Origin of the sequence: Desulfacinum hydrothermale DSM 13146 (assembly GCF_900176285.1) — a bacterium.
GTDB classification, from domain to species: domain Bacteria; phylum Desulfobacterota; class Syntrophobacteria; order Syntrophobacterales; family DSM-9756; genus Desulfacinum; species Desulfacinum hydrothermale.
Window position 1 is genome coordinate 75,972 of sequence record NZ_FWXF01000012.1, and the last position, 24,825, is coordinate 100,796.

A 24,825-nucleotide genomic window follows, 5' to 3' on the forward strand; every position below is an offset into this window, starting at 1 on the left:
ATCAGCCTTTTGGAAGGCCGTGGCCCTGAGCGGCGGCCTTCGCAACGGCGTGGCAATAGCCCATCGGGCCGCAGGCCCTTCACGCCCGCCTGCGGGCTATCAATTCGGCGACTCTGTCCAGAAGCTCTTTGGGTTTGAAGGGCTTGTCCAGGTAATCATCGGGCTCCGGCAGCGACCCCATGTCCTCGGGATCGTCGAAGGCGAAGCGCGATCCCGTATCCGATCGCACGCTGGAAACCATGAGGATGGGAATGTTCTTGTAGGCCGCCAACCGAGGGTCGGAGCGAAGGGAACTCACCAGGCTGAACCCCTCGAAGATGCTCTCCATCATGATGTCCAAGATGATGAGATCGGGGTTTTCTTCCTGAACCTTTTGGAGTCCTTGCTTGCCGTCACTTGCGATCACCACTTGGTAATCGTCCGCCAAGAGAATCATCTTGGTCGACTTGGCGAAATCCGCATCATCGTCCACAATGAGGATCTTTCCCTTCGTCGCCATGGCATTCCCTCCGGGGCTAGAGGCAGGTCCGATGCAGAAGTAAGGGCGCCTGGGAATGTGAAATTGTTCTTTAACCTAGCGGGCCGTGCGGCCCGTGTCAACACGCTTTTGGTCGGTCGATCTTCTTCAGAAGACGTAGAAGAAGTCTTCTTCCATATGAAAGCGCAGCCTTTTGAGCATCAAGGCCACGTCCTTGGTCTTGCCGTCCATGGTCATGAAGTAGTCCTCCAGGGTGGCCTTGACCTCAAAACCCAACTGACGGAAGGCGCGAAGCGCCAACTGGTTCTCCGTGAGCACCTTGGCCTTGAGGAAGTAAAGGCCCCGCAAGGTGGCGATCTCCACCAGTTCCTTGATCAAGGAGGAGCCCAGGCCGAGCTTTCGATAATCGGTGCCCACCACCACGTAGACCTCGGCCACGTGCCGGTAGGCTCCCACCATGCGATTGAGAGACGCCAGGCCCACAATCCCCGCCCGCTGGGCGCTCCACGCCGCCAGGGGCGTCACGCGATCGTAATCCAACCGCCTGATCCAGCGACTGACCGTGCGGGGGTCTGGCACCTGCTCCCGGAACCCTTCCACCTCGTGATCGGGGATATCATGAAAAAACGCCCGGACAGCCTCCTCATCTTCGCCCGTGAGAAAGCGCAGGGTGACGACTTCGCCGTTGTTGAGCACGCATTCCTTGGGTTGGGGCCGATCGCCTGGGCTTCGGTTCATGTGATTCCCTCATCATTTCGGACCTTTGAGGTCCTCGTGGCCAAGAAAGAATCCCGCGATCCGCGAACCTGTTGTATAAGAACAGAACTCTCTTGCATGGGTGTAGGGTTGAAAAAGACTTTAGCGGAAACTTTGGCGCGGCACAAGACCGTCTTCCCCCTTAAGGACCCCCAAAGGATCTCCCTGGGCTTGCGGCATCCAGGGGGCAACCGGCAAACCGGCAGAAGAGGAGACTTACCATGCTCGATACGGCGACGGTTGGCTTCATCGGTGGCGGAAACATGGGCGAAGCACTCATCCGCGGGATCCTCCAAGCGGGGCTTCTTGCCCCGGAACGGCTCGTGGTCTTCGACGTGAGCCGTGAACGCCTGGAGCATCTGGAGGGGGCCTACGGGGTGGTTCGAGCGGAAACGCTTTCGGCCTGTGCCCAGGCCAGCCAGGTGATCATCGTGGCGGTCAAGCCTCAGAACATGGGCGAAGTCCTGGAGTCGATGGCGCCATCCACACCGCATCGCCCGCTCGTTATCAGCATCGCCGCCGGCGTACCCATCCAGACCATCGAGGCCGCCCTTCCCCAGGGAATCCCGGTGATCCGGGTCATGCCCAACACCCCTGCCCTGGTCCAGCAGGGCGCCAGCGCCCTGGCCAGGGGAACCCATGCGGAAGACACTCACATGGAAGCGGCGCTCACCCTCTTTCGATCCGTCGGCATCGCCCATGAACTGGACGAGAAGCTCCTGGACGCCGTCACCGGCCTGTCGGGAAGCGGGCCCGCCTACGTGCTCCATTTTCTGGAGTCGCTCACCGACGGTGGGGTGCTCATGGGTATCCCGCGCCCGGTGGCCAGGGACCTGGTGGTGCAAACCGTCATGGGCACAGCCCGCATGATCCTGGAGACCGGGCGCCATCCTTCGCAACTGAAAGACATGGTCACCTCCCCCGGCGGGACCACAATCCACGGGCTGGAGGTGCTGGAAAAGGAAGGGGTCCGCGGGGCCATCATGGGCGCCGTGCGGGCCGCCACGGAGCGTTCCAAGGCCCTGGGCGGCTGACACCCCGGGGAATGGATCCTGAAACAGCCAGGAAAGTCCCCTTTCGCCCAGACCCGGTGGCTGGGATCAGCCGTGAAGACGCGCCGGCAAATTGCGACGCGCAGGAGTAGAGGTCCTGCGATTGTCTTTCCATGGGGGCCGCAGGACCTTCTCCTGTCCGACCACCGAGGTTCAGTCAAGTTCCTCACCCCATTAGGCCACCACAACCCGGTTCCGGCCCTCTTCTTTGGCCAGGTACAGGGCCCGATCCGCCCGATGGAAGACGTCTTCCGGGGCCCCGTCGGAATCCTCCACCTGGGCCACACCCAGGCTCAGTGTCACTTGGAAGAACTCGCCTCCACATTGGAAGCGGATCTTTTCGGCCTGCACTCGGATGCGTTCCGCCACGGCCGGGGCGTCGTCCTTGGAGGTCGCCGGCAACACCACCACGAATTCTTCGCCCCCGTAACGGGCCAGCATGTCCGAATCCCTCAGGGCTTGGCTCGTTCTTTTGGCGATCTCTTTCAGGCACTGGTCCCCGCTGGCGTGCCCATAGGTGTCGTTGACCTTTTTGAAGTGGTCCAAGTCGAGCACCACCAGGGAAAAGGGAATCCCTTGGGATCGATACCGGGCCCACTCCTCCCGGAGCCTTTGTTCGTAGGCTCGGCGGTTCGGCACTTCCGTCAAGCCGTCCAACAGGGCTTGTTGTTCCAACCGGGGGATGAGGCGGGTCTTTTTTTGAAGCTGAACGAAGGTGGTGCGCATGGACAGAAAACGGTCCTGAAGTTGCGTCAGCTTGCCGGCCAGATCCGTCAGACGCGCCTCATCCTTGCGCTTTCTTTCGTCGATGAGTTGCTGGAACTGGCAAAGTTGTTCTTCCATGCGGGCCTTGAGCTGCTCCAGGGTGTGACTCCATTTGAGAGAAGAGCCAAGCTGTTCGATCTTCTGCCCGGCCTCCTCCGCGCAGTGGGAAAGGGCTCCATCGGCATCAACCGCTTGGAGGAGGCCCCGAATATGATGGTCCAACGTGGCAAAGTGCTTGTTCATCACCCCCACAAAATGCCCGAGTCGCCGCCGCTCCGAGCCCATCTGGACCACATAGTCCTGGAACACCTGAAAGATTTGCCCCATGAGCGGCAAGATACTCTCCACGTCCTCGCATCGGTCCAGCTGGTCCTGATGCTCTTGAAGGCGCTTGAGGGCTGCCCCTTCAAGCCCCGGATACTCTTCGTCCATGATGACGCTCAGGGCTTCTTTGAATTTTTCCAGGTAGCCCTCCTTGATCTTTTGAAATTCCCCACGGAAATTCCCAGCAGACTCCGCACGGGGCCATGAGGACCGGACCGGCTCGCCGGGTGCCATCAAACGGGTCTCTAACCTTGAAATCAAAGACTGCTGCCGCTGAAGCGACAAGCAGAGACTTTCGACCGTCACGTTCCGCCCGCTGGCCCGATGTTCCTTGAGCACCCCGATGACTGCGGAAGCCATGTCCTGCAGCACCTCTTCCAAATCACTTCGCCCCACTTTGCCCCCTTTCAATAATCAATCTTTCCCCATGGCTTCGGCTCCTTACCCACGGCCCCGAACCGATCCAGTTCCAAGGCATGCAGAACCCGTTCAGCCCGTTGAAATGGCGTACTTTTCCAATTTGTAGCGCAGAGTCCCCCGGGGGATGCCTAGAAGTTTGGCCGCCTGAGAGATGTTGCCGCCGCTCCGAGCCAGGGCCTCTTCCAAAAGTTTCCGTGTGAAGCGCTCCACCTCCGCTTCCAGATCGATCGTTGCCTGGACCCCGTCGAATCCGCCCTCCCTGCTCAGTGCCTGCGAACCGACGGAAGCGGCGATCTCCCGGGGCACCATGTCCACATCCAGGGCCTGCCCGTCGTGCATGATGCAGATGCGCCCAATCACGTTTTTGAGCTCTCGCACGTTGCCGGGCCAGGAATAGCGCCGAAAAAGATCCTGCGCTTCAGGGGTGATGCGCGCAAAACGTCGCCCGAACTTCTGCGCATACTGGGACAGGAAGAACTTGGCCAGGGCCTCGATATCCGCCGGGCGACTTCGCAAAGGCGGCAACTGGATGGGAAAGATATTGAGCCGATAATAGAGGTCTTCTCTGAACCGTTTTTCCTGAACGGCCCTGTGCAAGTCGCTGTTGGTGGCCGCCACGATGCGCACATCCACGGCGCGGTTGCGGGTCCCTCCGAGACGCCGCACCTTCTTGTCTTCCAGGACTCGAAGCAGTTTCGCCTGGAGTCCCAGATCCATATCTCCGATCTCGTCCAGAAAGATGGTCCCGCCTTCTGCCGCTTCAAAAAGGCCCGCCCGGGCTCTGGATGCCCCCGAGAAGGCCCCCTTCTCATAGCCGAAAAGTTCACTTTCCAGGAGGGACTCGGGCAGGGCGGCGCAGTTGACTTCCAGGAAGGGGCGTTTGCATCGCTCGCTGAGCTGGTGCACCCTTCGGGCCACCAGCTCCTTTCCCGTTCCGCTTTCGCCCGTGATGAGCACGGTTGTTTCCGGGTGTTTGGCCACCTCAGCGACCTGATCCAGAACCTTGCGGAACTGGGGGCTCTCCGCCACGATGGGGTCGCCCTTCCCGCCGTGTCGTCCGCTGAGGTAATCCACCTCCCGCTTGAGCCGTTGGGTCACCAGGGCCAGTTTGACGATGAGCTTGATGGCATCAGCCTTGAAAGGCTTTTTCAGGTAATCGTACGCCCCCGCCTTGATGGCCTGCACCGCTGATTCCACCGACGCATAGCCCGTAATGACGATGACCAGAAGAGACGGATCCCGCTCCTTGGCCTCCTTCAAAACGTCCAGACCGGACATGTCCGGGAGATTGAGGTCCAGCAACACCAGGTCAACGGACTGGGCCGACAGAAGCTCCAAGGCCTCGGAACCGGCGGACGCCACCCGCGTCCAGTACCCCTCCTCCCCAAGGATCCGTTCCAGATTCTCACAGATAAAGGGCTCATCGTCCACGACCAAGATCCGTTCCATCCCCTTCTCCTTCGGCCTGCGCAGCCGGCACCTCCTGATACAAAGGAAAGTCCATGATGAAGGTGGTCCCCGATCCCGGCTCGCTTTCCACGTGCACCCGTCCCCCGCTTTCTTCCACGATGCTGTGGACGATGGACAACCCCAGGCCCACCCCTCCCGCTTTCCTGCTGAAGAAGGGATCGAAGACGTAGGGCAGGTCCTCCCGTGCGATCCCCGTTCCCGTATCCCGCACACACACCCGCATGGCGGGACCGTCCAGAAGAGATTGGGCCTCTTCAACGGGCAGCACCTGAATGCTCAAACGCCCCCCTGCTTCCATGGCATCGATCCCGTTGAGCACGATGTTGAGCAAGGCCTGTCGAAACCGGTCCGGATCCAGGGCCACCGGCACACTCTTCGGATCCACTTCCACCGCCACGTGGATTTGCCGGGTCCGGCATTGCTTGTTGACCAGAAAGAGGGTCCTTTGCACCTCTTGATCCAAGGAAGTTGCCTTTCTTCGATCGGTGGAGGCCGGGGAAGCGAAGTCCAGCAGGCTGTGGATCAGGTTTTCCAGACGCTCCATTTCCTGCATGGCCCGAGTGATGATCGCCTGCTCCTGGGGCCGGCCCATCAGGTGATCGTGCAGGTCGTCCAACATGAGGCACACCCCCGTGAGCGGGTTTCGGATTTCGTGGGCGATGCCCGCCGACAGGGTACCCAGACTGATCAGACGGTCGGAGCGGCGCAGGTGCTCCTCCATCTTCTTTCGGCTTGAAACATCCCGCAGGACGATCAAAAGCCGCACATCCGGGTTTTCCGCGTCGATCCTTGCCAAATGCGCCTCCACAAAGCGCTCCCTGCCATCTTCCCCGGCCACAGACAATTCCACGGTCCCTTCCTGATCGTCGCCGCTCCAAAAGGCCTCCACCGCCTCCTTCCATCCCGGCAGGGGGGCGAACACATCCTTCCAAGGCCGGTGGAGACGGACGCCCCTGGGCAGGGCCAGTAGGTTCTCGGCCTGAGGATTGATCGAAGACAAGCATCCGGCCGCATCCACCGTGATGATGCCCATGGTGAAATGGCGGAATATGAATTGGACGAAGTTTCTTTCCTGGGCAATCTGTCCATAGAGCATGGAACGCTCGATGGCCCGGGCCGCATCGTTTGCCAGGATCTGCAACGAATCCACCTGTATCTTTTCCAGGGGCCGACCGCTGCTCGCATTGTCGGCACCCAGCACGCCGATCACCTGGTCGCGCACCTTGATGGGCACGAAGGCGAAAACACGCACCCCGGAAACGCGGGAAATCTTCAAGTCCAGAGCGCTGGCCCCGCGATCCTTGTGGATATCGTGCACGAAGATGGCCTCCCCGTGCCGGAAAACCCTCGTGGGAACGCAGTCGTGGTGACGCACATCGTAGCGGGCCGCCTTGGCCCGGGCCTCTTCAGCCGGGGCAAATCCAAAAGTGGCATGACACACCAGTTGGTGGGTTTCGGCCTGGTAGAGATAGAGGATGGACCGGTCGAAGCCCAGTCCGTCCACGCAGGTCTTGAGCACGGCCCCCAGAAGCATCTCCCGATCGAAGACAACCCCCAGGTAATGGCTCAAGTAGTGCAAGTTTTTAAACACATGCAGCTGGCGCTGCAACTCTTCCGAATGGGCCTCCAGGCTCTGCTTCGACGCTTCCAACTCCGCAAGGGATTGTTCCAGACGACGCCGATGGGCCTGGGCCTCCACGGTCATGCGGTGGAACTCGCGGGCCAAGATCTCCACTTCATCGCCCGTTCGGATGCGAAGATCCCAGCTCCCCTCTCCCGCCGCCACTTTTTGGGCCTGGGCCGTCAGGAATCTCAAGGGACCCGTGATGGCCCGAGCCAGCACATAGGCCGCTAGAACCGCACCCACCATGGAAAGGCCCACCAGGAGTAGAAAGTTGGCCCGGGTCCGGCGCACCAAACCGACGATCTGCCGCTCGATCCAGATGGCCGGTTCGGCGAATTTGGCCGTCTGTACCCCGATGGTGATCCCCCCGAAGATGCCGTATTTCTTGTAGGGACCCGTGTCGTATAAGATGGGGGCGTAGGCCATCACCCGGGGATTGCCGCCCACGTTGAACGTTCGCGTCACACCCGAACGGCCTTGGCGCACCTGCCGGGCGATGAAGGGGTAGTTGGCATGGCTGATGATCCAGCCCTCATCGTCGAACATGAAGGCGTAATTGCCGCTGCTATAGCTGGGAAAGACCACGAAGCGCTCTTCCGTGGGCAGGATGTGCTGGGTCATCTCCATCAGGTGCCGATGGTCCAGGGAAAGCATCACCATCCCTTGGAAACTCCCATCGTCGTCCCGGCAGGGCAGGGCAAAACGCACCACGCCTTCGTACTTGGCTCCCTCCACGGCCTCTTCTACGCTGGAGGCCCGCCCCAGCTGCTCCTCCCGGCTCACGTACCAGCCCGTCACATGGGAGACGTGGATCTGGTCCGCCGGGAGCCGTCGCGTCTCCTGGAAATAGGTCTCGCTTTTGTACGTGGTGTTGCGCGGGACACTCACATCGCGCAGTTCCCCCTCCCCCACGATCCGATCGTCCACCACGCGGATCCGCTCCCGACCGTCGGGGCCGATGAAGGCCACTTCCTTGTACAAAGGGATGCGGCGCCTCACTTCGGTGTGGTCCTCGTTGGTTCCCTCCCGGGTCCAGATCTCCCCCCGGTGCGTTCGGGAAAAGTCTTGGTAAACCTGGGCATCCCGGGGCAGCATCTGTAGCGTTCGCAGATCCGCTTCGCATGCCTTCAGAAAAACGGAAACCCGGCGGGCCAGCTCCACCGCTCGAACTTCGATGGCCTCTTTGGACTTGCGCTCCAGTTCCCGGGTGGTACTCTCCACGGCCCGAGTGCCCACCTGCCGGATGCGCTCGATGGTGAAAAAGCCGAGCACGCACAGGGGGACCAACGACAAGGCGAGAAAGGCCAGAAGAAATTTCCGGAAGATACCCGAGGAAAGGGCCATGGGGATACGTCTCGCATTGGCAAGGATCGGATCGGCCGATTTCCGCCGCCCAAATGGTGAATTTCCGCCGCCTTGTTTAGCACAAGGCTGGGCGCAGATGAAAGCCCCTTCCACGGCAGCCCCTGACCGGAAAGGAACAAAGGCCTTGAATGCTCGTTCAAAGGCGGGTATTGGATCGCACAAAAGGCGTGGGCCGGATCACCACCGGGGCAGCGCAACCCGCACCCGGCACCAATCTTGCCTGCTAGCAGCCGGCAACCCCGCGGAAATGGGCCCCCTGGACGTCAAAGCAAGAGGAGACCAAGACCGTCATGATTCCCTCAGCCGAGTTACAACAAAGCCCTTTTCTGGATGATTTGGCGGAGTCGGACCGGGCCCATCTGGCCCAGATCGGCGTTCCGACCCACTGGATGCCCGGCGAAGCCATCTTCACCGCGCGATCACCGGCCAAGTATCTCTATATCTTGAAGTCGGGGTCCATCCTGCTCTGCTTTCCCAACGGCCGTTCCTTCGTGGTCCGCGAACCTGGCCAGCTCCTGGGCTGGTCCAGCCTGGTGAGCCCCTTTCATTACACGGCCACGGGCCTGTGCCTCACGGAATCCACCCTCTTCCAATTCCCCAATTCGGAACTCTACAAGCTCTTCCAGATGGACGCCGGCTTGGGCCAGAGGATCATGCAGAAGATCGCGACCGTCATGCAGGAACGCAGACCCTATCGGACCCGCACGGTACAAGCCTAGAAAAGGAGGGGCAGCCCATGTATGGATTGTCTGCCATCAGCGCCGCCAACGGATGGCTCATTACGGCCGCCGGCATCTCCATCGTCTTTACCGGCCTGGCGGTGTTGGCAACCGTCTTGGCCAACCTGGAAAAGGCCCTCACCGCCTGGGACAAACGCCGTGAGCTCATGAAGAAGGGGAGAGCGACCCCCCGACCCGCCCCCACGCCGGAAGAGGTGGCGGCTGCGAAGCCGAAGGAGGAGACGGCCCCGACCGTACCGGTGGTGGATCTTTCCCAGGAACAGATGGAGGTCCACGGCTATTTTCAGTGGCTCACCAAGCGGCAGGGGGAGATCTTCTCCCTCCCCCGCCTGCTGGAGCAGGCGGAAAAACGCGGGATCCGCAACCCCTATACGCACCTGGATTTTTTTCTCCGACACGGGTTGATTCAAGAGCTTGGAGGTGAACAACGCGGATTCTACCGCTGGAACCCGCAGGTCAAGGCGAAGTCGGCCGAAGAGGCGGAAGTGGGCTCCTAGACAGACCCCCTTGTGCGGCCGAAAGAGCAAGGCGGAGCACATCGCCAAACATTTCGAGATTCTTCCAGCCAACAGGAAAGAGGTTATGGAACTGATCCTGGACTTCTTGGGCAATACCGGTTTTGCACTGGCGGATTACCGCCACCTGATCATGATCGCCGTGGGATGCACCTTTATTTACCTGGGCATCGCCAAGCACTATGAACCACTGCTGCTGGTGCCCATCGGGTTCGGCATTCTAATGGGAAACATTCCTGTTTTCAAGGGCTTGGGACTGGGCATCTACGAAAAGGGCAGCGTCCTCCACTACCTTTATTTCGGGGTCCGCCAAGGGATCTATCCCCCGCTCATCTTTTTGGGCATCGGGGCTATGACGGACTTTTCCACCATGCTGGCCCGCCCCAAGCTGATGCTGCTGGGGGCCGCGGCCCAGGTGGGCATCTTCACCACGTTCCTGGCGGCTCTGGCCTTGGGCTTTCCGGCCAATGAAGCGGGATCCATCGGCATCATCGGAGGCGCCGACGGGCCCACGGCCATCTTTCTTTCCGCCAAGCTGGCCCCCGACCTGGTGGGCCCCATCGCCATCGCGGCCTATTCCTACATGGCGCTGGTGCCGGTCATCCAGCCGCCGATCATGTATCTTCTGACCACCAAGGAGGAACGGCTCATCCGCATGAGTGAGCCCAGGGCGGTGAGCAAACGGGAAAAGATCATCTTCCCCATCGTGGGTTTTCTTCTCTGTTGTTTTCTGGCTCCGGCGGCCCTTCCGCTTCTGGGCATGCTCTTCTTCGGCAATCTACTGAAAGAATGCCTGGTGGCGGATCGTCTGGCCCAAACCGCCCGAACGGGCCTCATCGATATCGTCACCATTCTTCTGGGGGTCACGGTGGGGGCCTCCACGCAGGCGGACGTGTTTCTCACGGCCAAATCCGTGGGCATCTTCTGCCTGGGAGCCGCCTCCTTCATGGTGGCCACGGCCGGTGGAATCCTCTTTGCCAAGCTCATGAATCTTGTCAGCAAAGACAAGATCAATCCGCTGCTGGGCGCCGCCGGTGTTTCCGCCGTCCCCGATTCGGCACGCGTTGTGCAACTCGTCGGCAACCGGGAAGACCCCGGCAACTACCTGCTCATGCACGCCATGGCGCCCAACATCTCGGGCGTGATCGGATCGGCCATCGCCGCGGGCGTTCTCTGGTCTTTCCTTCTATAGCCTTCCTGTGCAAACGGGCCCGGGGGAGGCTGTCCGAAAGCGCTGGGGATGAACCCATTTCTTTCAGGGCAGCCCCTTCGGGCTGGGGAAGAGCCCTCGAACGTGGCCGGGTCTTTCCAGCCGCATCAAGGGTTTCGATGGCTCTTCTTTGCGGACCCGTGCGGCCGGCCTGGCCTTGCGGGAATCGGAGCGGGTTCTTAACCCGCGCCTTCCCCACCCACCGCGCATCTCGCATCGTGGCCCCGGGCGGCGAATCCCCCGTGGGAGGGGGCACCAATGGATCCGGAAAGGAGGTGAGAACCGGATCACGAAGGCTCCAACCTGAGGGTCCAATCGATATCGGAGAACGCATCCCACCATCAAACCAATGCATAAGGAGTGTGCACCATGACCAAGAGATTGCTCGTTGTCGCTCTGGCCGTTGTCTGCATCTTCGCCTTGACCCCCATGGATCAAGCCCACGCCAGGAAGACCTTCCTGGCCATCGGAGGCGGCCCCGTGGGCGGCACCTTCAACTACTTTGCCAACGCCATCGCCATCTATCTGACCAAGAACGTTCCCAACGTGGAGGTTTCCAGCGAAGGATCGGGAGGATCGGCGGAAAACGTCAAGCGGGTGCATCGCCACGACGTGGCTTTCGGCATCGCCTACGCCGGCGACATCTTCCTGGGACGCAACGGCAAGCTCCCCAAGGACACCACCCAGTACAACAATGTCCGTCCCTTGGCCTATCTCTATGGCGCTCCGGCTCAGTTGGTGGTCTTGAAGAGCAGCGGCATCACCAGCGCCAAGCAGCTGGCAGGCAAGAAGGTGGCCGTGGGTAACGCCGGTTCCGGCGCTGCGCTTTCAGCCGAACGATTCTTCCGCACCTTGGGTCTGTGGGACAAGATTCAGCCGCAATACCTGGGCTACTCCGCCGCCGCCGCGGCCTTCAAGGATCGCAAGATCGATGCGTTCTGGGTCCTGGTGGGCTATCCCAACGCCTCCATCATCGAAGCCAGCACCCAGGATGAAATCAGCCTGGTGAACGTCCACAAGGACGCCCAGGAAGCGGGTTTCTACGACGTCTACCCCTTCTACAGCAAGGTGGTGATCCCCAAGGGAACCTATCGCGGCCAGGATGAGGACGTGGTCAGCTTCCAGGACAGCACCTTTTGGATCGCCAACAAAAACGTGGATGAAGAAATCGTCTACAAGGCCCTCAAAGCCATCTTTTCGCCGGAAGGGCTGGCTCACATGAAGAAGGCCCACAAGGCGGCCAGCGACATGTCCATCCAGAACGCCATCATCGGCCTGTCGGCGCCGCTCCACAAAGGCGCCTACCGCTTCTGGACGGAGCAGGGGCTGGACATTCCCGACAAGTTCAAGCCGGTGGACTAGGAACCTCTCCGAAAAGGCCCAGGTCACTCCCTTCTTGTGTAGACGGAAGGCTTGGGACTTCCAGGCGGGCCCGTACGGCCCGCCTGGCCTTGCGGGAGTCGGGGCGGGTTCCGAACCCGCCTCCTCCATGAAGCAACCTGAACCGGTAAGCATCCCCGTTCATGTGGCAACTCCCAGGGAGATGATGTGGGATTGCGGCAATGGACTCTCCTACCCGTTTTCCAAGCACTCCCCTCGTGACCGCCCTTCCGTCTTCGACGTGATTCTGGCCCTGCTGTCCGTCTTGGCCGTGGGCTATTGGGTCCACCAGTTTGAAGCCCTCAACTACCGTATGGGCAGCGAAACCCAGTTGGATTTCTACGTGAGCGTGCTGGGACTACTTCTTTCCCTGGAGATCTGTCGGCGTGTGCTGGGTTGGTCCATGACCCTGGTGGGGCTTCTGGCCGCGCTCTACTGCTACTTCGGTCCCTACATGCCCGGTCCCTTCGCCCATCGGGGCTTCCGCCTGGAACGGATCGCAAACCACCTCTTTCTCACCCAGGACGGGGTCTTTGGGGTCATGGCCAGCGTGCTGGTCACCTACGTCATCCTCTTCATCTTTTTCGGAGCCTTCTTGAAAAAATCCGGCGCCGGCCAATTCTTCCTGGACTTTCCCATGGCCTTGGCCGGACGCACCGTGGGCGGCCCCGCCAAGGTGGCCTGCATGGCCTCCACCTTCTTCGGTTCCATTTCGGGAAGCGCCATCGCCAACACGGTCTCCACCGGCGCCTTCACCATTCCCCTCATGAAAAAGGCGGGTTTCCGGCCCCATGTGGCCGGTGCCATCGAGCCTTCGGCCTCCATGGTGGGCATGTTCATGCCTCCCATCATGGGCGCCGGCGGTTTTCTCATGGCGGAACTCACCCGCACTCCCTATGTGGAGATCATGAAGATGGCTGTGGGCCCGGCCCTGCTCTACTTTCTTTCCGTTTTCACCATGGTTCACTTCGAAGCCAAGAAACACAACATCGTGGGCGTCCAGGACGACATTCCCAGGCCCCTGGAGATCCTCAAAAAGGAATGGTACATGTCCATTCCGCTCCTGATCATCATCGTGCTCATGCTTTTGGGCTACAGCCCCGGCATGTCCGCCTTTTGGGCCACTTTGAGCTGCATCGGGGTGAGCTGGGTGCGGCCGGAAAACAGGATGGGGCTTCGGGAAATCTACGAAGCCATCCTGGACGGAGCCCGCAGCACCCTGGTGATCGGGGCCACGGTGGGCGTGATCGGCATGATCGTGGGCTCCATCGCGCTCACGGGCATCGGACTCAAATTCTCCGATATCATCATTTCCCTGTCCGGCGGCCACCTGGCCGTTGCCATTCTTCTGGTCGGATTGGCCTCCCTGGTGCTCGGCATGGGGGTGCCGGTAACGGCCGCCTATCTCATCACGGCGGTCCTTGCCGTGCCCGCTCTGGACAAGATGGGCGTCCACCCCATCGCCGCTCACATGATCGTCTATTGGTTCAGCCAAGATTCCAACATCACCCCGCCGGTGTGCGTGGCCGCCTATGCGGGAGCCGCCATTGCCGGGAGCGACCCGTGGAAGACGGGGTGGACCTCCTTCAAGTTCGCCAAGTTCCTCTACGTGGGCCCGTTTCTTTTCGCCTACGTGCCGCGCATCCTGCTCATGGGAACCTGGCAGGAGATCGTCATGGCCTACATTTCCGCCACCCTGGGAACCCTGGCCTTCTCGGCGGTGACCATGGGCTACCTGCTGCGCAAAACAACCCCAGTGGAATGGATCATCTTCGCCATGGGCACGTACATGTGCTACCATCCTCGCTTCACGTCGGATCTCATTGGCATCGCGCTGATCGCCTGTGTCTTTTTCTGGCAGCGTTACAAGAATAAGAAGGATGGCGATGGGCTGGCCACGCCGCAGCCCGCCTGAGCCTTTTCGCAGCGCACCCCCGCCTGTGGATACCGGATCCGCCCCAGCGGCGGATCCGGTTTTTTCTTGTGGGAATGGAGGGGCCCGCCGGTGCTGGAAAAAGGATCACCTTTCCGCCGGCCTCTTTTGCGGGGCGGAAAGGGTCGGTATCCTCACCCAAGTTTGCCTCCTTAATCCGTGAAAGTGCGCCCATACATAAGACTATCTTACTGCAGATATCTTATTGAATTTACATCTCATTTATGCCATAGGGTCTCCTGTCACATTTCCACCCGGCAGGCGCACTCACGAAGGAAAATTGAGATCGAACAATCTTCGAAAGCCTTCTAAAGCTGACACGCGAGCCTGGCCCTTGTGGGGAATCTGATCAACAGCACCGAGAGCCTGTGCGAGCAACTGGAAAGGGAAATCTCAGGGCGGCCGATGATCTCGCACGCGGATGTGGTCAAGACCACCTTGGGGCTTCTGTGTCTGGGCAAGAACGACTTTGAAGCCGCTGCAGGGATCTCCTGCGATGACGGGTTCCAAGAGGCTCTGGACATTCAGAAGGTTCCTTCGCAAGAAACCATGCGGCAACGTTTGGACAAGCAGGCGAACGTTTTCGAACGTCTTGCCAGTGCAAGTAGCGTAGAACTGCTTGAAAGGACCCAGGTTCCCGTGACGGCGCTTTCCACGGAGCATGTACCTTTGGATGTGGAGGTTTTCTGCCGGAACCATTCCGACACAAACAAAGAAGGGCTTTCGCGGACCTACCAGGACTACGAGGGATACACGCCGGTCGGGGCCATCCTTGGCCAGGAGGAATGGTGTGTGGGCCTGGAGCTTCGCCCGGGGTCTCAGCATTCTCAGAGCGGATTTGTTGACTTTTTGCACAAGATGTTGCGGCATGCGCGCAAGGTTACCCCCGAGCCCCTGCTGGTGCGAACGGACCCGGCTCATGATGCCCTGGAAACGCTTGTGGAGCTTCGCCCACATCCCAAGGTGAACTTCATCATCCGATGGAATCCGCGCAGGGCGGACATCCTTTCCTGGCGTGATCGAACCTTCAGGGAAGGCCGTGTGCGTGAACCCCGGGCTGGCAAGAAAGTGGCGAGCCTCAGCACGTGGGTGACGCGACACTATGAAGAGAGAACCTATCGGTTTCGGCTGCTGATCCGGGTCACCGAGAGGATATGGGACGGCAAGGGACAAATCTTGATCCGGCCTTTTATCAAGCTGGAGGGCTGGTGGACGTCGCTTTCCGTTCCTGAGGATGAAGTGATCCGGTTGTACGACAACACCGCCAAAACGGGCTCCTGGCCCTTTTTTCGCCACTCGAATCGGGACAATTGACGTCGCATAAAGACCGTGATCCAGGAGCTGATCTATTGGGGAGGGCGTGTGATCCGAAGCGGTCGTCGGCTGAAGCTGTCGTTTGGTCGGCATTGTCCCGCTTTTCATGCTTTTCGGAGTGTTTATCTCAAATTTTGCCCAGCGTAGGGATCGCCTCCGCAAAAGCCTGAAAGCTCCTTTGGCCATAAGGAGGTGAGGTGTGTCCGAAAATGTCTGAGATGGCATCGTCATGAGGGCTTTTCAGTCCTTGAGAAGGCGATGACCCAAAAAAGTGGCTGGACTAGGGCGCGGTGACCCCCCAAATGGGTTCCGAATTCATACTCGTCAGTCCAGCCAATCGCACTTCACCGATTCAGGAACGCGTAAGCAGTCTCTACAGGATCTGCCTTATGATGAATTTTACAGCACATTTTGGACTTGACCCAATATCGAATTTCGAATAATGAAGCTCTGGAGAAAAGAGACTTCGATATTCCATCTTGCCTATTCCCTATTCTAGGGTTTTCACTTTGATGTCCAAGATCCTATCATCCCATCTAGGGGTGGATCGAAGGGATCTAGATATGGCAAAAGCAAATGCTAAGGCCGTCGAATGCTATTTCCTGCGGAATGGCATCTCCCCCAGATTGCAGGGGACGCGCATGGCATCCCCGTAGCAGGCGATTTTCAGCCGGAAGGGAACTTCCCAAATTATGATCGCAGACAAGAACAACCGGGACGCTCGTAATCTGCGGCAAGAAATTCGCGAAGGGTCTTTCCGGGGCCCCACGGCGGGCCTCTGCCCCGGTATGACCCAGGCGAACGTGGTGATCGTACCGGCATCCTACGCTTTCCACTTCCTACTCTATTGCCAGCGCAATCCGAAGCCCTGTCCGGTCCTGGAAGTCCTTGAGGAAGGCTGCTACGAACCCAAATTCCTGGCCCAGGGGGCCGATATCCGTACCGATTGCCCGCGCTACCGGATCTTTCGGCCCGACGGGGTGGAAGAACGCTACGACATTGTGGACCTTTGGCAGCCGGATTGGGTGACTTTCTTGCTCGGTTGCAGCTTCACTTTTGAATCGGCCCTGCTGGAACACGGTATCCCTGTGCGCCACGTGGAACTGCAACGCAACGTACCCATGTTCATCACCAACCGGGCCACGGAACCGGCCGGCCCCTTCCGGGGGCCCCTGGTGGTGACCATGCGGCCTATTCCGGCATCACTGGTCAGCCTGGCCGCTCGCGTGACAGCGGCATATCCCAGGGTCCACGGTGCACCGATCCATGTGGGACACCCGGAGCTTCTTGGCATCGAAGATCTGCAGCGCCCGGATTTCGGAGATCCCGTACCGATCCGTACAGGCGAAGTACCGGTTTTCTGGGCCTGCGGCGTGACGCCCCAAGAGGCGCTCCTGAGCGCCAAATTGCCCGTAGCCGTCACCCATGCTCCCGGCCACATGTTTGTTTCCGATCGGCAGGACCGATTTTTCGCCCATTTATGATCGCCCGCCGAAAAGAGGGAGGAGGACGGATCCGGCGATTCCCGACGGATCCCGATGTTATGGATTTATCCATGAACCCAGGAGGTGTGATGATGAAGCGTTTTTCCATGGGTCTGGCGTGGTGTGCCGCGTTGATGCTGATTGCCGGTGGCTGGCTCGTGCCCTCGCCCGCTGCGGCGGTCAAGGAAGTGAAAATCGGGGTCATCTATCCACTCACCGGGGGGGCCGCTGCAGCCGGCCGCGAACTGCGGGCCGGGGCGGAACTTGCGGCTCAGATAGCCAACGAGGTCATGGACGGCATCGATATGGACATGGCCAAAAAGGCGGGCATTCAGAGCTTAGGCGGAGCCAAGATCAAACTCATCTTCAAGGACCACGAAGGCAATCCCACCCTGGGCGCGGACCTGGCCAAGAAGCTCATTCTGGACGACAAGGTGGACGGGATCCTGGGCTGCTACCACAGTTCCGTGACCAAGACGGTGAGCGCCGTGTGCGAACAGTACGGCGTACCGATGATCAACGGATCCTCCACGTCCCCGGCTTTGACCAAACGAGGATTCAAGTGGTTCTGGCGCACCACACCCCACGACAAATGGTTCACCAAGGATCTGTTCGAACTTCTTGACGGACTGGCGGCCGGCAAAGTCCGCGGTGTCAGCGGCGTAAAAAAAGACGATCTCCAACGCCTGGCGGCCGCGTGCGAAAGAACGGAATGGGGCGCTCACGTGGCGGACCTCATCAAGACCCTGGCCGAACAATACGGCTACGATCTTAAGAAATCGATCCTGTACGCGGCCAAGTCGGCGGACCTTTCCAGCGAAGTACGTTCTCTCAAGGCGGCGCGGCCCGATGTCATGCTTTTTGCCTCGTACACCTCGGACGCCATCCTGATGGTCAAGACCCTCAAAGCGCAGAAAGCGAAACCCAAGTTGATCTGGGGCCAAGATGCCGGTTTTGAAAAGCCTGAATTTCGCCAAACCCTGGGTGACAACATCGTGGGCATTCTCACCCGCACTGTCTTCTTGCCCAAAGTGGCGGACATCAAGCCGGTGGCTGGCCAAGTCAACCAGCTCTACAAGGCGAAAACCGGCCACGACCTGGGTGGGGCCTCGGCTCGCGCTTTCACCGGCGTACAGACCTGGGTGTATGCTCTGGAAAAAGCCGGTTCAGTGGACCATGCAGCGATACAAAAGGCCTGCAACACCATTGAGATCCCCGGAGAGCAGTTGGTGGTTCCCTGGGCCGGGATCAAGTTTGCCAGCACCGGCGATGAAACCGGCCAGAATGTTCTGGGTTCCGGCCTGATCGGCCAGTACCAGAAGGGCAAAGATGGAAAGATCGGCCTGGAAATCGTCTATCCGTTCGATTTGGCCACGGCCGATATGATCTATCCCTTCCCGGGCTGGTAGGATCGCAGCCAGTAGGGAGACATGAATCGGCTTCCGGCGACCCTCATGGGTCGCCGGGCCTCGGCTTGCCACAACCCAGCAATCGGAGTCGTCAAGTTTCCATGGATATCCTCATCAGCTCTTTAGTAGCGGGCCTGCTGATCGGGTCGGTCTTCGCTCTGGTGGCCCTGGGACTCACCATCATTTTCGGGGTGATGGATATCGTCAATTTCGCCCACGGCGAGTTCCTCATGATCGGCATGTATACGGGCATTCTGACGGTCCAGGTAACGGGTCTGGATCCCCTGTTCTCATTGCCGGTGGCGTTAGCGGTTGGGTTTGCTCTGGGCCTGCTCTGCTACGTGGGCTTTGTCAAGTACCTGTTGCGGGGCCCCATGGTGGCTCAGCTCCTGGGTACTTTCGGCCTCATGCTCTTTTTACGCAACCTGGTGCTCCTCATCTTCGGCTCGGAAGATCGGGGCATCCATACAGGGATCCTGGTCGGCAAAAGCCTGGACCTGGGTATGGGAGTGATCATCCCGGCCACTAAACTGGCCGCGGCCGTGCTTTCGGTCCTATCTTTCGTGGCAGTTTACGTGTTCATTCACAAGACCAAACTGGGAAAAGCTCTCCAGGCCACGGCTCTCAACCGTCAAGCGGCCCGCTACATGGGCATTCCGGCCGAACGCATGAATGCCCTGGCCTGGGGCATCGGCGGGGCCACCGTGACCGCCGCAGGCGCGCTGCTGGTCAATTTCTGGTCGGCCAGCCCGTACGTCGGGCTGCTGTTCACCATGATCGCTTTTGCCATTGTCGCGTTGGGCGGGTTCGGCAGTATTCCGGGCGCCTTCTTTGCCGCCCTCGTGGTGGGACTCATCACGGAAATCCCCGGCATCTGGGATTTTTTCACCTACACGTTCGATAACGACTGGATGGCTGATGTGCCGATGAATTCCTTCAAGTACACCGGCGTTTACCTCACCTACTTCATCATCATGGTCGTGCGCCCGAGAGGACTTTTTGGATGGAAGTTGTAAGAAACGCTTTCGACTTTTCTGATTTTCCTAAAACAGATCTTCTGGTGGTCGGCTGCGGGCTCCTGTTTCTGCTCTTTTTCCCGCTCTTGCCACATTCGACTTTTGCCATGGCCACCATGATCCAGTTCCTCATGTTTTCCCTTTACGGCATGGGCTGGAACACCATCGGCGGTTACGGCGGCCAGGTGGACCTGGGCAAGGCCCAGTACGTGGGCATCGGCGCTTACACCACGGCGGTCATGCTAATTCGCTGGGACGTACCGTTCTGGGTATCCATGCCGGCGGGGGTGATGTTTTCGGTGACCTGGTCCTTCATCATCGGCTATCCCCTGTTTCGATTGACCGGCCACTATTTCGCCATCGCCACCATCGCCACATCCCTGGTCCTCAAAGACGTTTTCGAGGTCTGGGATTTCGTGGGAGCGGCTCGGGGCCTGGAAATTCTGGCGACGAAATACGACGCAGTCGATTTTACCCACCTCATTTTCGAAAACGACAACTACTACTATTACATCTTGCTGGCTTTCTTTCTGCTCGGTATTCTAATCATCAACTGGTTTCGCCATTCCCGCCTCGGCTACCAGCTCCGCTGCATCAAGGACAATGAACTGATCGCCCAATCCCTGGGGATCGACGTGCACAAGTCCAAAGTCAAGACCTACGCCCTAGCCACCGCCTTCGTGAGCGTCGTGGGGTCCTTCCACGCCTGTTACATCAAGAATATCGAGCCGGAAGACACCATGAGCCTGGATCTGTCGATCCTCATCGCGCTCATGGCCATGCTCGGTGGAGCAGGTTCCCTGTGGGGCCCCATCATCGGAGCCGGAATCCTGATTCCCCTCAAGAGTTACCTGAAGGAATGGCTGGGTGCTTCGGCCGGGCTGGTGGGAATTGACCTCATCCTCTACGCCCTCATCATCATGGTCGTTTCGGCTGTGGAACCCCGGGGGGTCTGGGGGCTGATCGAAAAGATCCGGGCGAGGAGGACTTGATGACGCCTTTGCTGAGAGTGGAACGCATGACCAAGACCTTCGATGCCCTGGTGGCCAACCGCGAGGTGTCTTTCCAGGTGAACCAGGGAGATCTTTTCGGGATCATCGGTCCCAACGGTGCCGGCAAGACCACCCTGTTCAATTGCATCGCGGGCCGTTATGCTCCGACCTCCGGCCGAATTTTTTTCGACAATCGCGATGTCACCTCCTTGAGCGCGCACCAAATGGCCCGTCTGGGCCTGGCGAGGACTTTCCAGGTTTATGCCGCCTCGGGCGACCTCACGGTTTTGGAAAATGTCATGGTGGGCTGCTTCCTGCGGACCCGATCGCGGTTCAAAGCCCGGCAGCGAGCGAGCGAGATCCTGGAAGAGTTCGGCCTGGCGGATCTGGCGGATACGCTGCTCGTAGAAGTCCCGGTGGCTTATCAAAAACTGGTAACCGCGGCAACGGCGGTGGCCACCCGCCCCAAACTCCTGCTGCTCGACGAGGTGGCCGCCGGCCTCAACCCCACGGAAGTGGAGCAGATCATGGCCATGATCCGGCACATCAACCAAAACCGGGGCATCACCGTAATCCTCATCGAACATGTGATGACCCTGGTGATGAATCTTTGCCACCGCATCATGGTACTGGATTCGGGGGAAAAAATCGCCGAAGGACCACCCGAGGAAGTGGCGGCATTGCCGGCGGTGATCAAGGCGTATTTGGGAGAACGGTATGTGCAGACCCAGCTGGGGGGGCAATAGATAGCAATGGCCAAAGAGCTGCTGCGCGTAGAAGAAATCACGGTTCGCTATTCCGGATTGCCGGTGGTCCAAGGGGTCTCCCTGTCCGTCGCCGCCGGAGAAACGGTCTGTGTTGTGGGAGCCAACGGAGCCGGGAAATCCACGATCTTGCGAGCCGTCATGGGCGCGCAACCGGCCATTCGGGGACGCATCCTGTTCCGGGGAGAGGAAATTCACAAGCTTCCCACGGAAGAAATTGTACGCAGAGGCGTGGTCTATGTACCCGAGGAACGGATGCTGTTCCTGCCCATCAGCGTGGAAGAGAATCTGCTGTTGGGTGCCTACATCCATAAGGACCGGCGCCGGGTGGCTCGAAACCTGGAGAAGACCTACGATATCTTCCCGAAGCTCCGGGAACGCCGTCAACAGGCGGTGTCCACACTGTCGGGGGGAGAACAACAGATGGTGGCCATCGGCCGGGCACTCATGAGCGAACCCAAGGTCCTCATGCTCGATGAGCCGTCTTTGGGCCTGGCCCCCAAACTGGTGGACGAAGTGCTCGATACCGTGCGGCGACTCAAAAATGAGGGGGTGACCATTTTGTTGGTGGAACAGAATGTGCGCGAAGCACTGGATCTGGCCGATCGAGCCTACGTGATCCAGTCCGGCCGGGTGGTCCTGGAAGGCACCGGAGCGGATCTGCTGGAAAACCCGGAAGTCAAAAGCGCCTACCTGGGCTTTTGAGACGCACCGGGAAGCAGGTGGCAACCACATCGTAACTTGGTCCCGGGGCAATTAGCCCCGATCCCCGTCGTTGCGGCCGGTTTTCTGACCGGGCCGCTGGCGCTAGGCGACAAAATCCCCCATCGGTTTCACTTCTATTCCCACCTTCTCCAGCTCGTTGCGGATGTCCACGGCAAGATCGGCGGCACCAGGAGTGTCGCCGTGGACACAAATCGTGTCCGCTTCCAGGGAAATGGTCTTGCCTTCAATGGAGATCACTGTGCCTTCCAGAACCATGCGGATCATCCGCTCTCGAACGGTCTTGGGGTCATGAATCACCGCTCCCGGCAAACTTCGAGAAGCCAGCTGTCCATTTTCCTGATAGGCCCGATCGGCAAAGGCCTCGCGCGCCACCCGCAATCCGGCTTCCCTAGCAAGTTGAGCGAGAACGGAACCGGGTTGGGTGACCAGGATCAATTCCCGGCCCACCGCTTGAAGCGCTTCCACCACCTCCCGGGCCACCACCGCATCGGCGGCTGCCAGATTATACAAAGCGCCGTGAGGTTTCACATGCTGGAGTAGCTTGCCATGTGCATGGGCAAAGGCCGTCAATGCACCGATTTGATAGATCAGGTAGTTGCGAATTTCGCCGCGAAAGGTTTCCAGCTTCCTCCTGCCAAATCCCATCAAATCCGGGAAACCCGGATGAGCCCCGATTCCCACTCCATTGTTCACGGCGAGCAGGACCGTTTTTTCCATGACCAGAGGGTCCCCGGCATGAAAACCGCAAGCAATGTTGGCCGACGTGATGGCCCTGATGATCTTCTCATCGTTTCCGATGGTGTAGGAACCAAAGCTTTCGCCCATATCGCAATTGATATCGATCGCCAACGTGATTCCTCCTCTATTCAGTCTTCTTTTGTGCCCTCTGTCGCTCCACGAAACGTTTGACCAAGAAAGCCCACTTGAGATGAGCTTCTCGCGCCTCCTCAATGGTCACGGCGCAAAAATGCAATACCGCTCCCGGCAGAAGCTGAGCAACCAGAGGGATATCCCGAGTCACCACGGTGGCCGCCTTCACATAGCCGCCCGTAGTGGCCCGGTCCGCCATGAGGATGAAAGGTAGACCTTCGCCGGGAACCTGGATCGATCCCAGAGCGATACCGTCCGAGAGGATGTCGGCACCTCGGGTGTGCGTGAGTTTGGGCCCATCCAGCATGATCCCCATTCGGTCAGCACGCTGGGTGACGGTGTAGGGGGAGCTCAAAAGATATTGAAGGCCCTGTTCGGTGATTCTTTCCGCCTGGGGTCCGAGCACGACCCGCACCATCGGGCTGGGATCGTAAGCAGGGCGGAGACGCCGGGGGATACAATCCAGGGCGGTATCAACCGGGACACCGGTTGCCACCATATCGCCTTTCCGAAACGCTCTTCCTTCGTGGCCTCCGAAACCGCCTCTTACATAGGTGGATTTGCTTCCCAGCACCAACGGCACATCCACTCCGCCTTTCACGCACAAATAGTGGCGGGCCCCGAAATCTCCCGCATCCACTGCGACCGTATCCCCCGGTGCGGCCGTCAGCGATACCCAGGGTGCCACCCTCTCACCATTGTGCCGCACCTCGGGATCGGCCCCGGTCACGGCAAAAACGGTGGAGTTAAGAAAGGTCGCGCGAAACCCTCCGAACAGGATTTCCAGCGCCGCCTCGCCCGGCTTGTTGCCGACCAAGAGGTTGCCCAAGATCAAAGCGGCCGGATCCATGGCCCCGCAGACGGGAACCCCTCGATCCTGGTAGCCGAAACGACCCGCATCCTGCACCGTGGTCAGCGGGCCGGGATCATCTATGCGCAAGGCGTTCAAACTGTTCCTTCGTAATGGGTTCGAAAACCACTGTGTCTCCCGCCTCCACAAGGAAAGGCGGAACGCGGTTGACATCGAACAATCGCAAAGGGGTCCGACCGATGATTTGCCATCCTCCGGGACTTTCGATGGGATAGATTCCCGTTTGCTCCTCGGCGATCCCAACACTCCCGGCGGGCACTCTGGTCCTGGGTTGTTTCCGCCGTGGGGTATGAAGTTCCGGGTTCAGCCCGCCCATGTAAGGAAATCCAGGCGTAAAACCCACCATGTAGACGTGGTAGCGTCGCCCAGCGTGTTTTTCAATCACCTCGTGTTCAGTGAGCCCGTGGATCGCCGCCACTTGAGCCAGATCGGGCCCGTAATGGCCTCCATAACACACGGGCACCTTGACAACCCTGGATCCCCCGGTGTCGTTGCTGAGGCTCGCCAAGTTTTCCTGCACAAGCCCTATGATGCGCTCGTAGGAACAGCAGGTGGGATCGTAATGGATAAAAAGCGATCGATACGTGGGGACCAGTGACAGGATGCCCGGTGCAGACCCCCGCAAACGTTTCCCGAGTGCGTGAACCCGTCTGTTGAGGGACGGATCCACGGCGTTTCCCAGCTCCACCAACAGCCCCATATCTCCGCAATGGAGAAACCGGGGATAAGAATCATCCTTTTCGTCGGCCAGGTCCATGAAACTTCACTCCTTGGCTCTTTTCGTCCGCCTATTGGGCCGATGACTCGCAGTATAGGAGAACCGATGTATCTTATCAACTAAAACAGCCCTCCCATGTGCTGGCGCGGTCAAGAAACCGGCCCAAACGGAAACGGAAAAGAAGGAGACCAAGCAGAAGAAGACAGATGGAAACCGTTAGGTGCACACGTATGCGCCTTTGGCGGAAATTGATAATGCCACGGATTGTTTCCGGTCATGAAAACGATATCCCTGAATCAGTGAGATTTGATTGGGTGGACTGACGTGCATGGCTTCGGAACCCATTTTGAGGGTCACCGACGCCCCAGTTCAGCCACTTTTTCGGGTCATTGCCTTTTCAAGGACTGAAAAGCCCTCATGACGATGCCATCTCAGACATTTTTGGACACACCTCACCCCTTATGGCCGAAGGAGCTTTCAGGCTTTTGCGGCGGCGATCCCTACGCTGGACAAAATTTGAGATAAACACTTCGAAAAGCGTGAAAAGCGGGACAATGCCGACCGAACTGCAGCTTCAGCCGACGACCGCTCCGGATCACACGCGCTGCCAGATAGATCAGCTCCTGCAT

General features: G+C 59.3%; 21 protein-coding genes. 13 read left to right on the forward strand and 8 right to left on the reverse strand.

Features of this window, described 5'->3' with window-relative positions; translation table 11 throughout:
- Positions 1 to 79: 79 nt before the first annotated feature.
- Both B9A12_RS11295 and B9A12_RS11300 read right to left on the reverse strand, forming a co-directional pair.
- Positions 80 to 499 (reverse strand): response regulator transcription factor, encoded by a 420-nt coding sequence (locus B9A12_RS11295; RefSeq protein WP_084057998.1) that lies wholly within the window; start codon positions 497 to 499, stop codon positions 80 to 82.
- 126 nt (positions 500 to 625) lie between these two features.
- Positions 626 to 1,216, reverse strand: a complete 591-nt coding sequence (locus tag B9A12_RS11300) for a GNAT family N-acetyltransferase (protein ID WP_084057999.1) — start codon at positions 1,214 to 1,216, stop codon at positions 626 to 628.
- 239 nt (positions 1,217 to 1,455) lie between these two features.
- Between B9A12_RS11300 and proC the strand changes: the two genes are divergently transcribed.
- Positions 1,456 to 2,268, forward strand: a complete 813-nt coding sequence (gene proC / locus B9A12_RS11305; RefSeq protein WP_084058000.1) for a pyrroline-5-carboxylate reductase — start codon at positions 1,456 to 1,458, stop codon at positions 2,266 to 2,268.
- 192 nt (positions 2,269 to 2,460) lie between these two features.
- Here the strand turns inward: proC and B9A12_RS11310 are convergent, their stop codons facing one another.
- The 3 genes from B9A12_RS11310 to B9A12_RS11320 all read right to left on the reverse strand — a co-directional run bounded on the left by B9A12_RS11310 (position 2,461) and on the right by B9A12_RS11320 (position 8,233).
- A complete protein-coding gene (locus B9A12_RS11310; RefSeq protein WP_139796600.1) occupies positions 2,461 to 3,771 on the reverse strand; it encodes a GGDEF domain-containing protein in 1,311 nt (436 codons plus the stop codon).
- Between the two features lie 93 nt (positions 3,772 to 3,864).
- Positions 3,865 to 5,244: a sigma-54-dependent transcriptional regulator gene (locus tag B9A12_RS11315; protein WP_084058002.1), complete on the reverse strand. Its 1,380-nt coding sequence runs from the start codon at positions 5,242 to 5,244 to the stop codon at positions 3,865 to 3,867.
- Positions 5,216 to 8,233 (reverse strand): ATP-binding protein, encoded by a 3,018-nt coding sequence (locus B9A12_RS11320; protein WP_084058003.1) that lies wholly within the window; start codon positions 8,231 to 8,233, stop codon positions 5,216 to 5,218. The genes B9A12_RS11315 and B9A12_RS11320 overlap by 29 nt, the downstream gene beginning before the upstream one ends.
- A 311-nt stretch (positions 8,234 to 8,544) precedes the next feature.
- Between B9A12_RS11320 and B9A12_RS11325 the strand changes: the two genes are divergently transcribed.
- From B9A12_RS11325 to B9A12_RS11380, 12 genes are all read left to right on the forward strand, one after another.
- Positions 8,545 to 8,973: a Crp/Fnr family transcriptional regulator gene (locus B9A12_RS11325; protein ID WP_084058004.1), complete on the forward strand. Its 429-nt coding sequence runs from the start codon at positions 8,545 to 8,547 to the stop codon at positions 8,971 to 8,973.
- Positions 8,974 to 8,990: 17 nt separating this feature from the next.
- Positions 8,991 to 9,491: an OadG family protein gene (locus B9A12_RS11330; protein WP_084058005.1), complete on the forward strand. Its 501-nt coding sequence runs from the start codon at positions 8,991 to 8,993 to the stop codon at positions 9,489 to 9,491.
- An 85-nt stretch (positions 9,492 to 9,576) separates the two neighbouring features.
- On the forward strand, positions 9,577 to 10,701 hold the full coding sequence (locus tag B9A12_RS11335; protein WP_084058006.1) for a sodium ion-translocating decarboxylase subunit beta: 1,125 nt from the start codon (positions 9,577 to 9,579) through the stop codon (positions 10,699 to 10,701).
- 387 nt (positions 10,702 to 11,088) lie between these two features.
- Positions 11,089 to 12,081, forward strand: coding sequence for a TAXI family TRAP transporter solute-binding subunit (locus tag B9A12_RS11340; protein ID WP_084058007.1), 993 nt, complete (start codon positions 11,089 to 11,091; stop codon positions 12,079 to 12,081).
- 127 nt (positions 12,082 to 12,208) lie between these two features.
- Positions 12,209 to 14,014 carry a TRAP transporter permease gene (locus B9A12_RS11345; protein WP_084058008.1) on the forward strand — a complete coding sequence of 602 codons (1,806 nt, stop codon included), beginning with the start codon at positions 12,209 to 12,211 and terminating at the stop codon, positions 14,012 to 14,014.
- A 423-nt stretch (positions 14,015 to 14,437) separates the two neighbouring features.
- Positions 14,438 to 15,346: a transposase gene (locus B9A12_RS11350; RefSeq protein ID WP_084058009.1), complete on the forward strand. Its 909-nt coding sequence runs from the start codon at positions 14,438 to 14,440 to the stop codon at positions 15,344 to 15,346.
- Between the two features lie 692 nt (positions 15,347 to 16,038).
- Positions 16,039 to 16,830 carry a putative hydro-lyase gene (locus tag B9A12_RS11355; RefSeq protein WP_084058010.1) on the forward strand — a complete coding sequence of 264 codons (792 nt, stop codon included), beginning with the start codon at positions 16,039 to 16,041 and terminating at the stop codon, positions 16,828 to 16,830.
- Positions 16,831 to 16,919: 89 nt separating this feature from the next.
- Entirely contained in the window at positions 16,920 to 18,239 is a 1,320-nt protein-coding gene (locus B9A12_RS11360; RefSeq protein WP_170920553.1) for an ABC transporter substrate-binding protein, read from the forward strand.
- A gap of 101 nt (positions 18,240 to 18,340) precedes the next feature.
- Positions 18,341 to 19,255 (forward strand): branched-chain amino acid ABC transporter permease, encoded by a 915-nt coding sequence (locus B9A12_RS11365; protein ID WP_084058012.1) that lies wholly within the window; start codon positions 18,341 to 18,343, stop codon positions 19,253 to 19,255.
- Complete coding sequence (locus tag B9A12_RS11370) at positions 19,243 to 20,247, forward strand: branched-chain amino acid ABC transporter permease (RefSeq protein WP_084058013.1); 1,005 nt, start codon at positions 19,243 to 19,245, stop codon at positions 20,245 to 20,247. The genes B9A12_RS11365 and B9A12_RS11370 overlap by 13 nt, the downstream gene beginning before the upstream one ends.
- Positions 20,247 to 20,993, forward strand: coding sequence for an ABC transporter ATP-binding protein (locus B9A12_RS11375; protein ID WP_084058014.1), 747 nt, complete (start codon positions 20,247 to 20,249; stop codon positions 20,991 to 20,993). The genes B9A12_RS11370 and B9A12_RS11375 overlap by 1 nt, the downstream gene beginning before the upstream one ends.
- A gap of 6 nt (positions 20,994 to 20,999) precedes the next feature.
- On the forward strand, positions 21,000 to 21,716 hold the full coding sequence (locus B9A12_RS11380; RefSeq protein WP_084058015.1) for an ABC transporter ATP-binding protein: 717 nt from the start codon (positions 21,000 to 21,002) through the stop codon (positions 21,714 to 21,716).
- 102 nt (positions 21,717 to 21,818) lie between these two features.
- Here the strand turns inward: B9A12_RS11380 and B9A12_RS11385 are convergent, their stop codons facing one another.
- From B9A12_RS11385 to pxpB, 3 genes are read right to left on the reverse strand one after another with little or no spacing between them, the layout of a single operon-like run.
- The gene (locus B9A12_RS11385) at positions 21,819 to 22,586 is read right to left on the reverse strand and encodes a LamB/YcsF family protein (protein WP_084058016.1); all 768 of its coding nucleotides are present in this window, start codon (positions 22,584 to 22,586) and stop codon (positions 21,819 to 21,821) included.
- 13 nt (positions 22,587 to 22,599) lie between these two features.
- The gene (locus tag B9A12_RS11390; RefSeq protein WP_212636915.1) at positions 22,600 to 23,547 is read right to left on the reverse strand and encodes a 5-oxoprolinase subunit C family protein; all 948 of its coding nucleotides are present in this window, start codon (positions 23,545 to 23,547) and stop codon (positions 22,600 to 22,602) included.
- Positions 23,534 to 24,235 carry a 5-oxoprolinase subunit PxpB gene (gene pxpB / locus B9A12_RS11395; RefSeq protein WP_084058018.1) on the reverse strand — a complete coding sequence of 234 codons (702 nt, stop codon included), beginning with the start codon at positions 24,233 to 24,235 and terminating at the stop codon, positions 23,534 to 23,536. The genes B9A12_RS11390 and pxpB overlap by 14 nt, the downstream gene beginning before the upstream one ends.
- Between the last annotated feature and the right edge of the window lie 590 nt (positions 24,236 to 24,825).

Coding starts and splice junctions, on each gene's coding strand:
- B9A12_RS11295 (WP_084057998.1), bottom strand. CDS start 499: ATGGCGACGAAGGGAAAGATCCTCATTGTGGACGATGATGCGGATTTC.
- B9A12_RS11300 (WP_084057999.1), bottom strand. CDS start 1,216: ATGAACCGAAGCCCAGGCGATCGGCCCCAACCCAAGGAATGCGTGCTC.
- proC (WP_084058000.1), top strand. CDS start 1,456: ATGCTCGATACGGCGACGGTTGGCTTCATCGGTGGCGGAAACATGGGC.
- B9A12_RS11315 (WP_084058002.1), bottom strand. CDS start 5,244: ATGGAACGGATCTTGGTCGTGGACGATGAGCCCTTTATCTGTGAGAAT.
- B9A12_RS11320 (WP_084058003.1), bottom strand. CDS start 8,233: ATGGCCCTTTCCTCGGGTATCTTCCGGAAATTTCTTCTGGCCTTTCTC.
- B9A12_RS11325 (WP_084058004.1), top strand. CDS start 8,545: ATGATTCCCTCAGCCGAGTTACAACAAAGCCCTTTTCTGGATGATTTG.
- B9A12_RS11330 (WP_084058005.1), top strand. CDS start 8,991: ATGTATGGATTGTCTGCCATCAGCGCCGCCAACGGATGGCTCATTACG.
- B9A12_RS11335 (WP_084058006.1), top strand. CDS start 9,577: ATGGAACTGATCCTGGACTTCTTGGGCAATACCGGTTTTGCACTGGCG.
- B9A12_RS11340 (WP_084058007.1), top strand. CDS start 11,089: ATGACCAAGAGATTGCTCGTTGTCGCTCTGGCCGTTGTCTGCATCTTC.
- B9A12_RS11345 (WP_084058008.1), top strand. CDS start 12,209: ATGAAGCAACCTGAACCGGTAAGCATCCCCGTTCATGTGGCAACTCCC.
- B9A12_RS11350 (WP_084058009.1), top strand. CDS start 14,438: ATGATCTCGCACGCGGATGTGGTCAAGACCACCTTGGGGCTTCTGTGT.
- B9A12_RS11355 (WP_084058010.1), top strand. CDS start 16,039: ATGATCGCAGACAAGAACAACCGGGACGCTCGTAATCTGCGGCAAGAA.
- B9A12_RS11360 (WP_170920553.1), top strand. CDS start 16,920: ATGATGAAGCGTTTTTCCATGGGTCTGGCGTGGTGTGCCGCGTTGATG.
- B9A12_RS11365 (WP_084058012.1), top strand. CDS start 18,341: ATGGATATCCTCATCAGCTCTTTAGTAGCGGGCCTGCTGATCGGGTCG.
- B9A12_RS11370 (WP_084058013.1), top strand. CDS start 19,243: ATGGAAGTTGTAAGAAACGCTTTCGACTTTTCTGATTTTCCTAAAACA.
- B9A12_RS11375 (WP_084058014.1), top strand. CDS start 20,247: ATGACGCCTTTGCTGAGAGTGGAACGCATGACCAAGACCTTCGATGCC.
- B9A12_RS11380 (WP_084058015.1), top strand. CDS start 21,000: ATGGCCAAAGAGCTGCTGCGCGTAGAAGAAATCACGGTTCGCTATTCC.
- pxpB (WP_084058018.1), bottom strand. CDS start 24,235: ATGGACCTGGCCGACGAAAAGGATGATTCTTATCCCCGGTTTCTCCAT.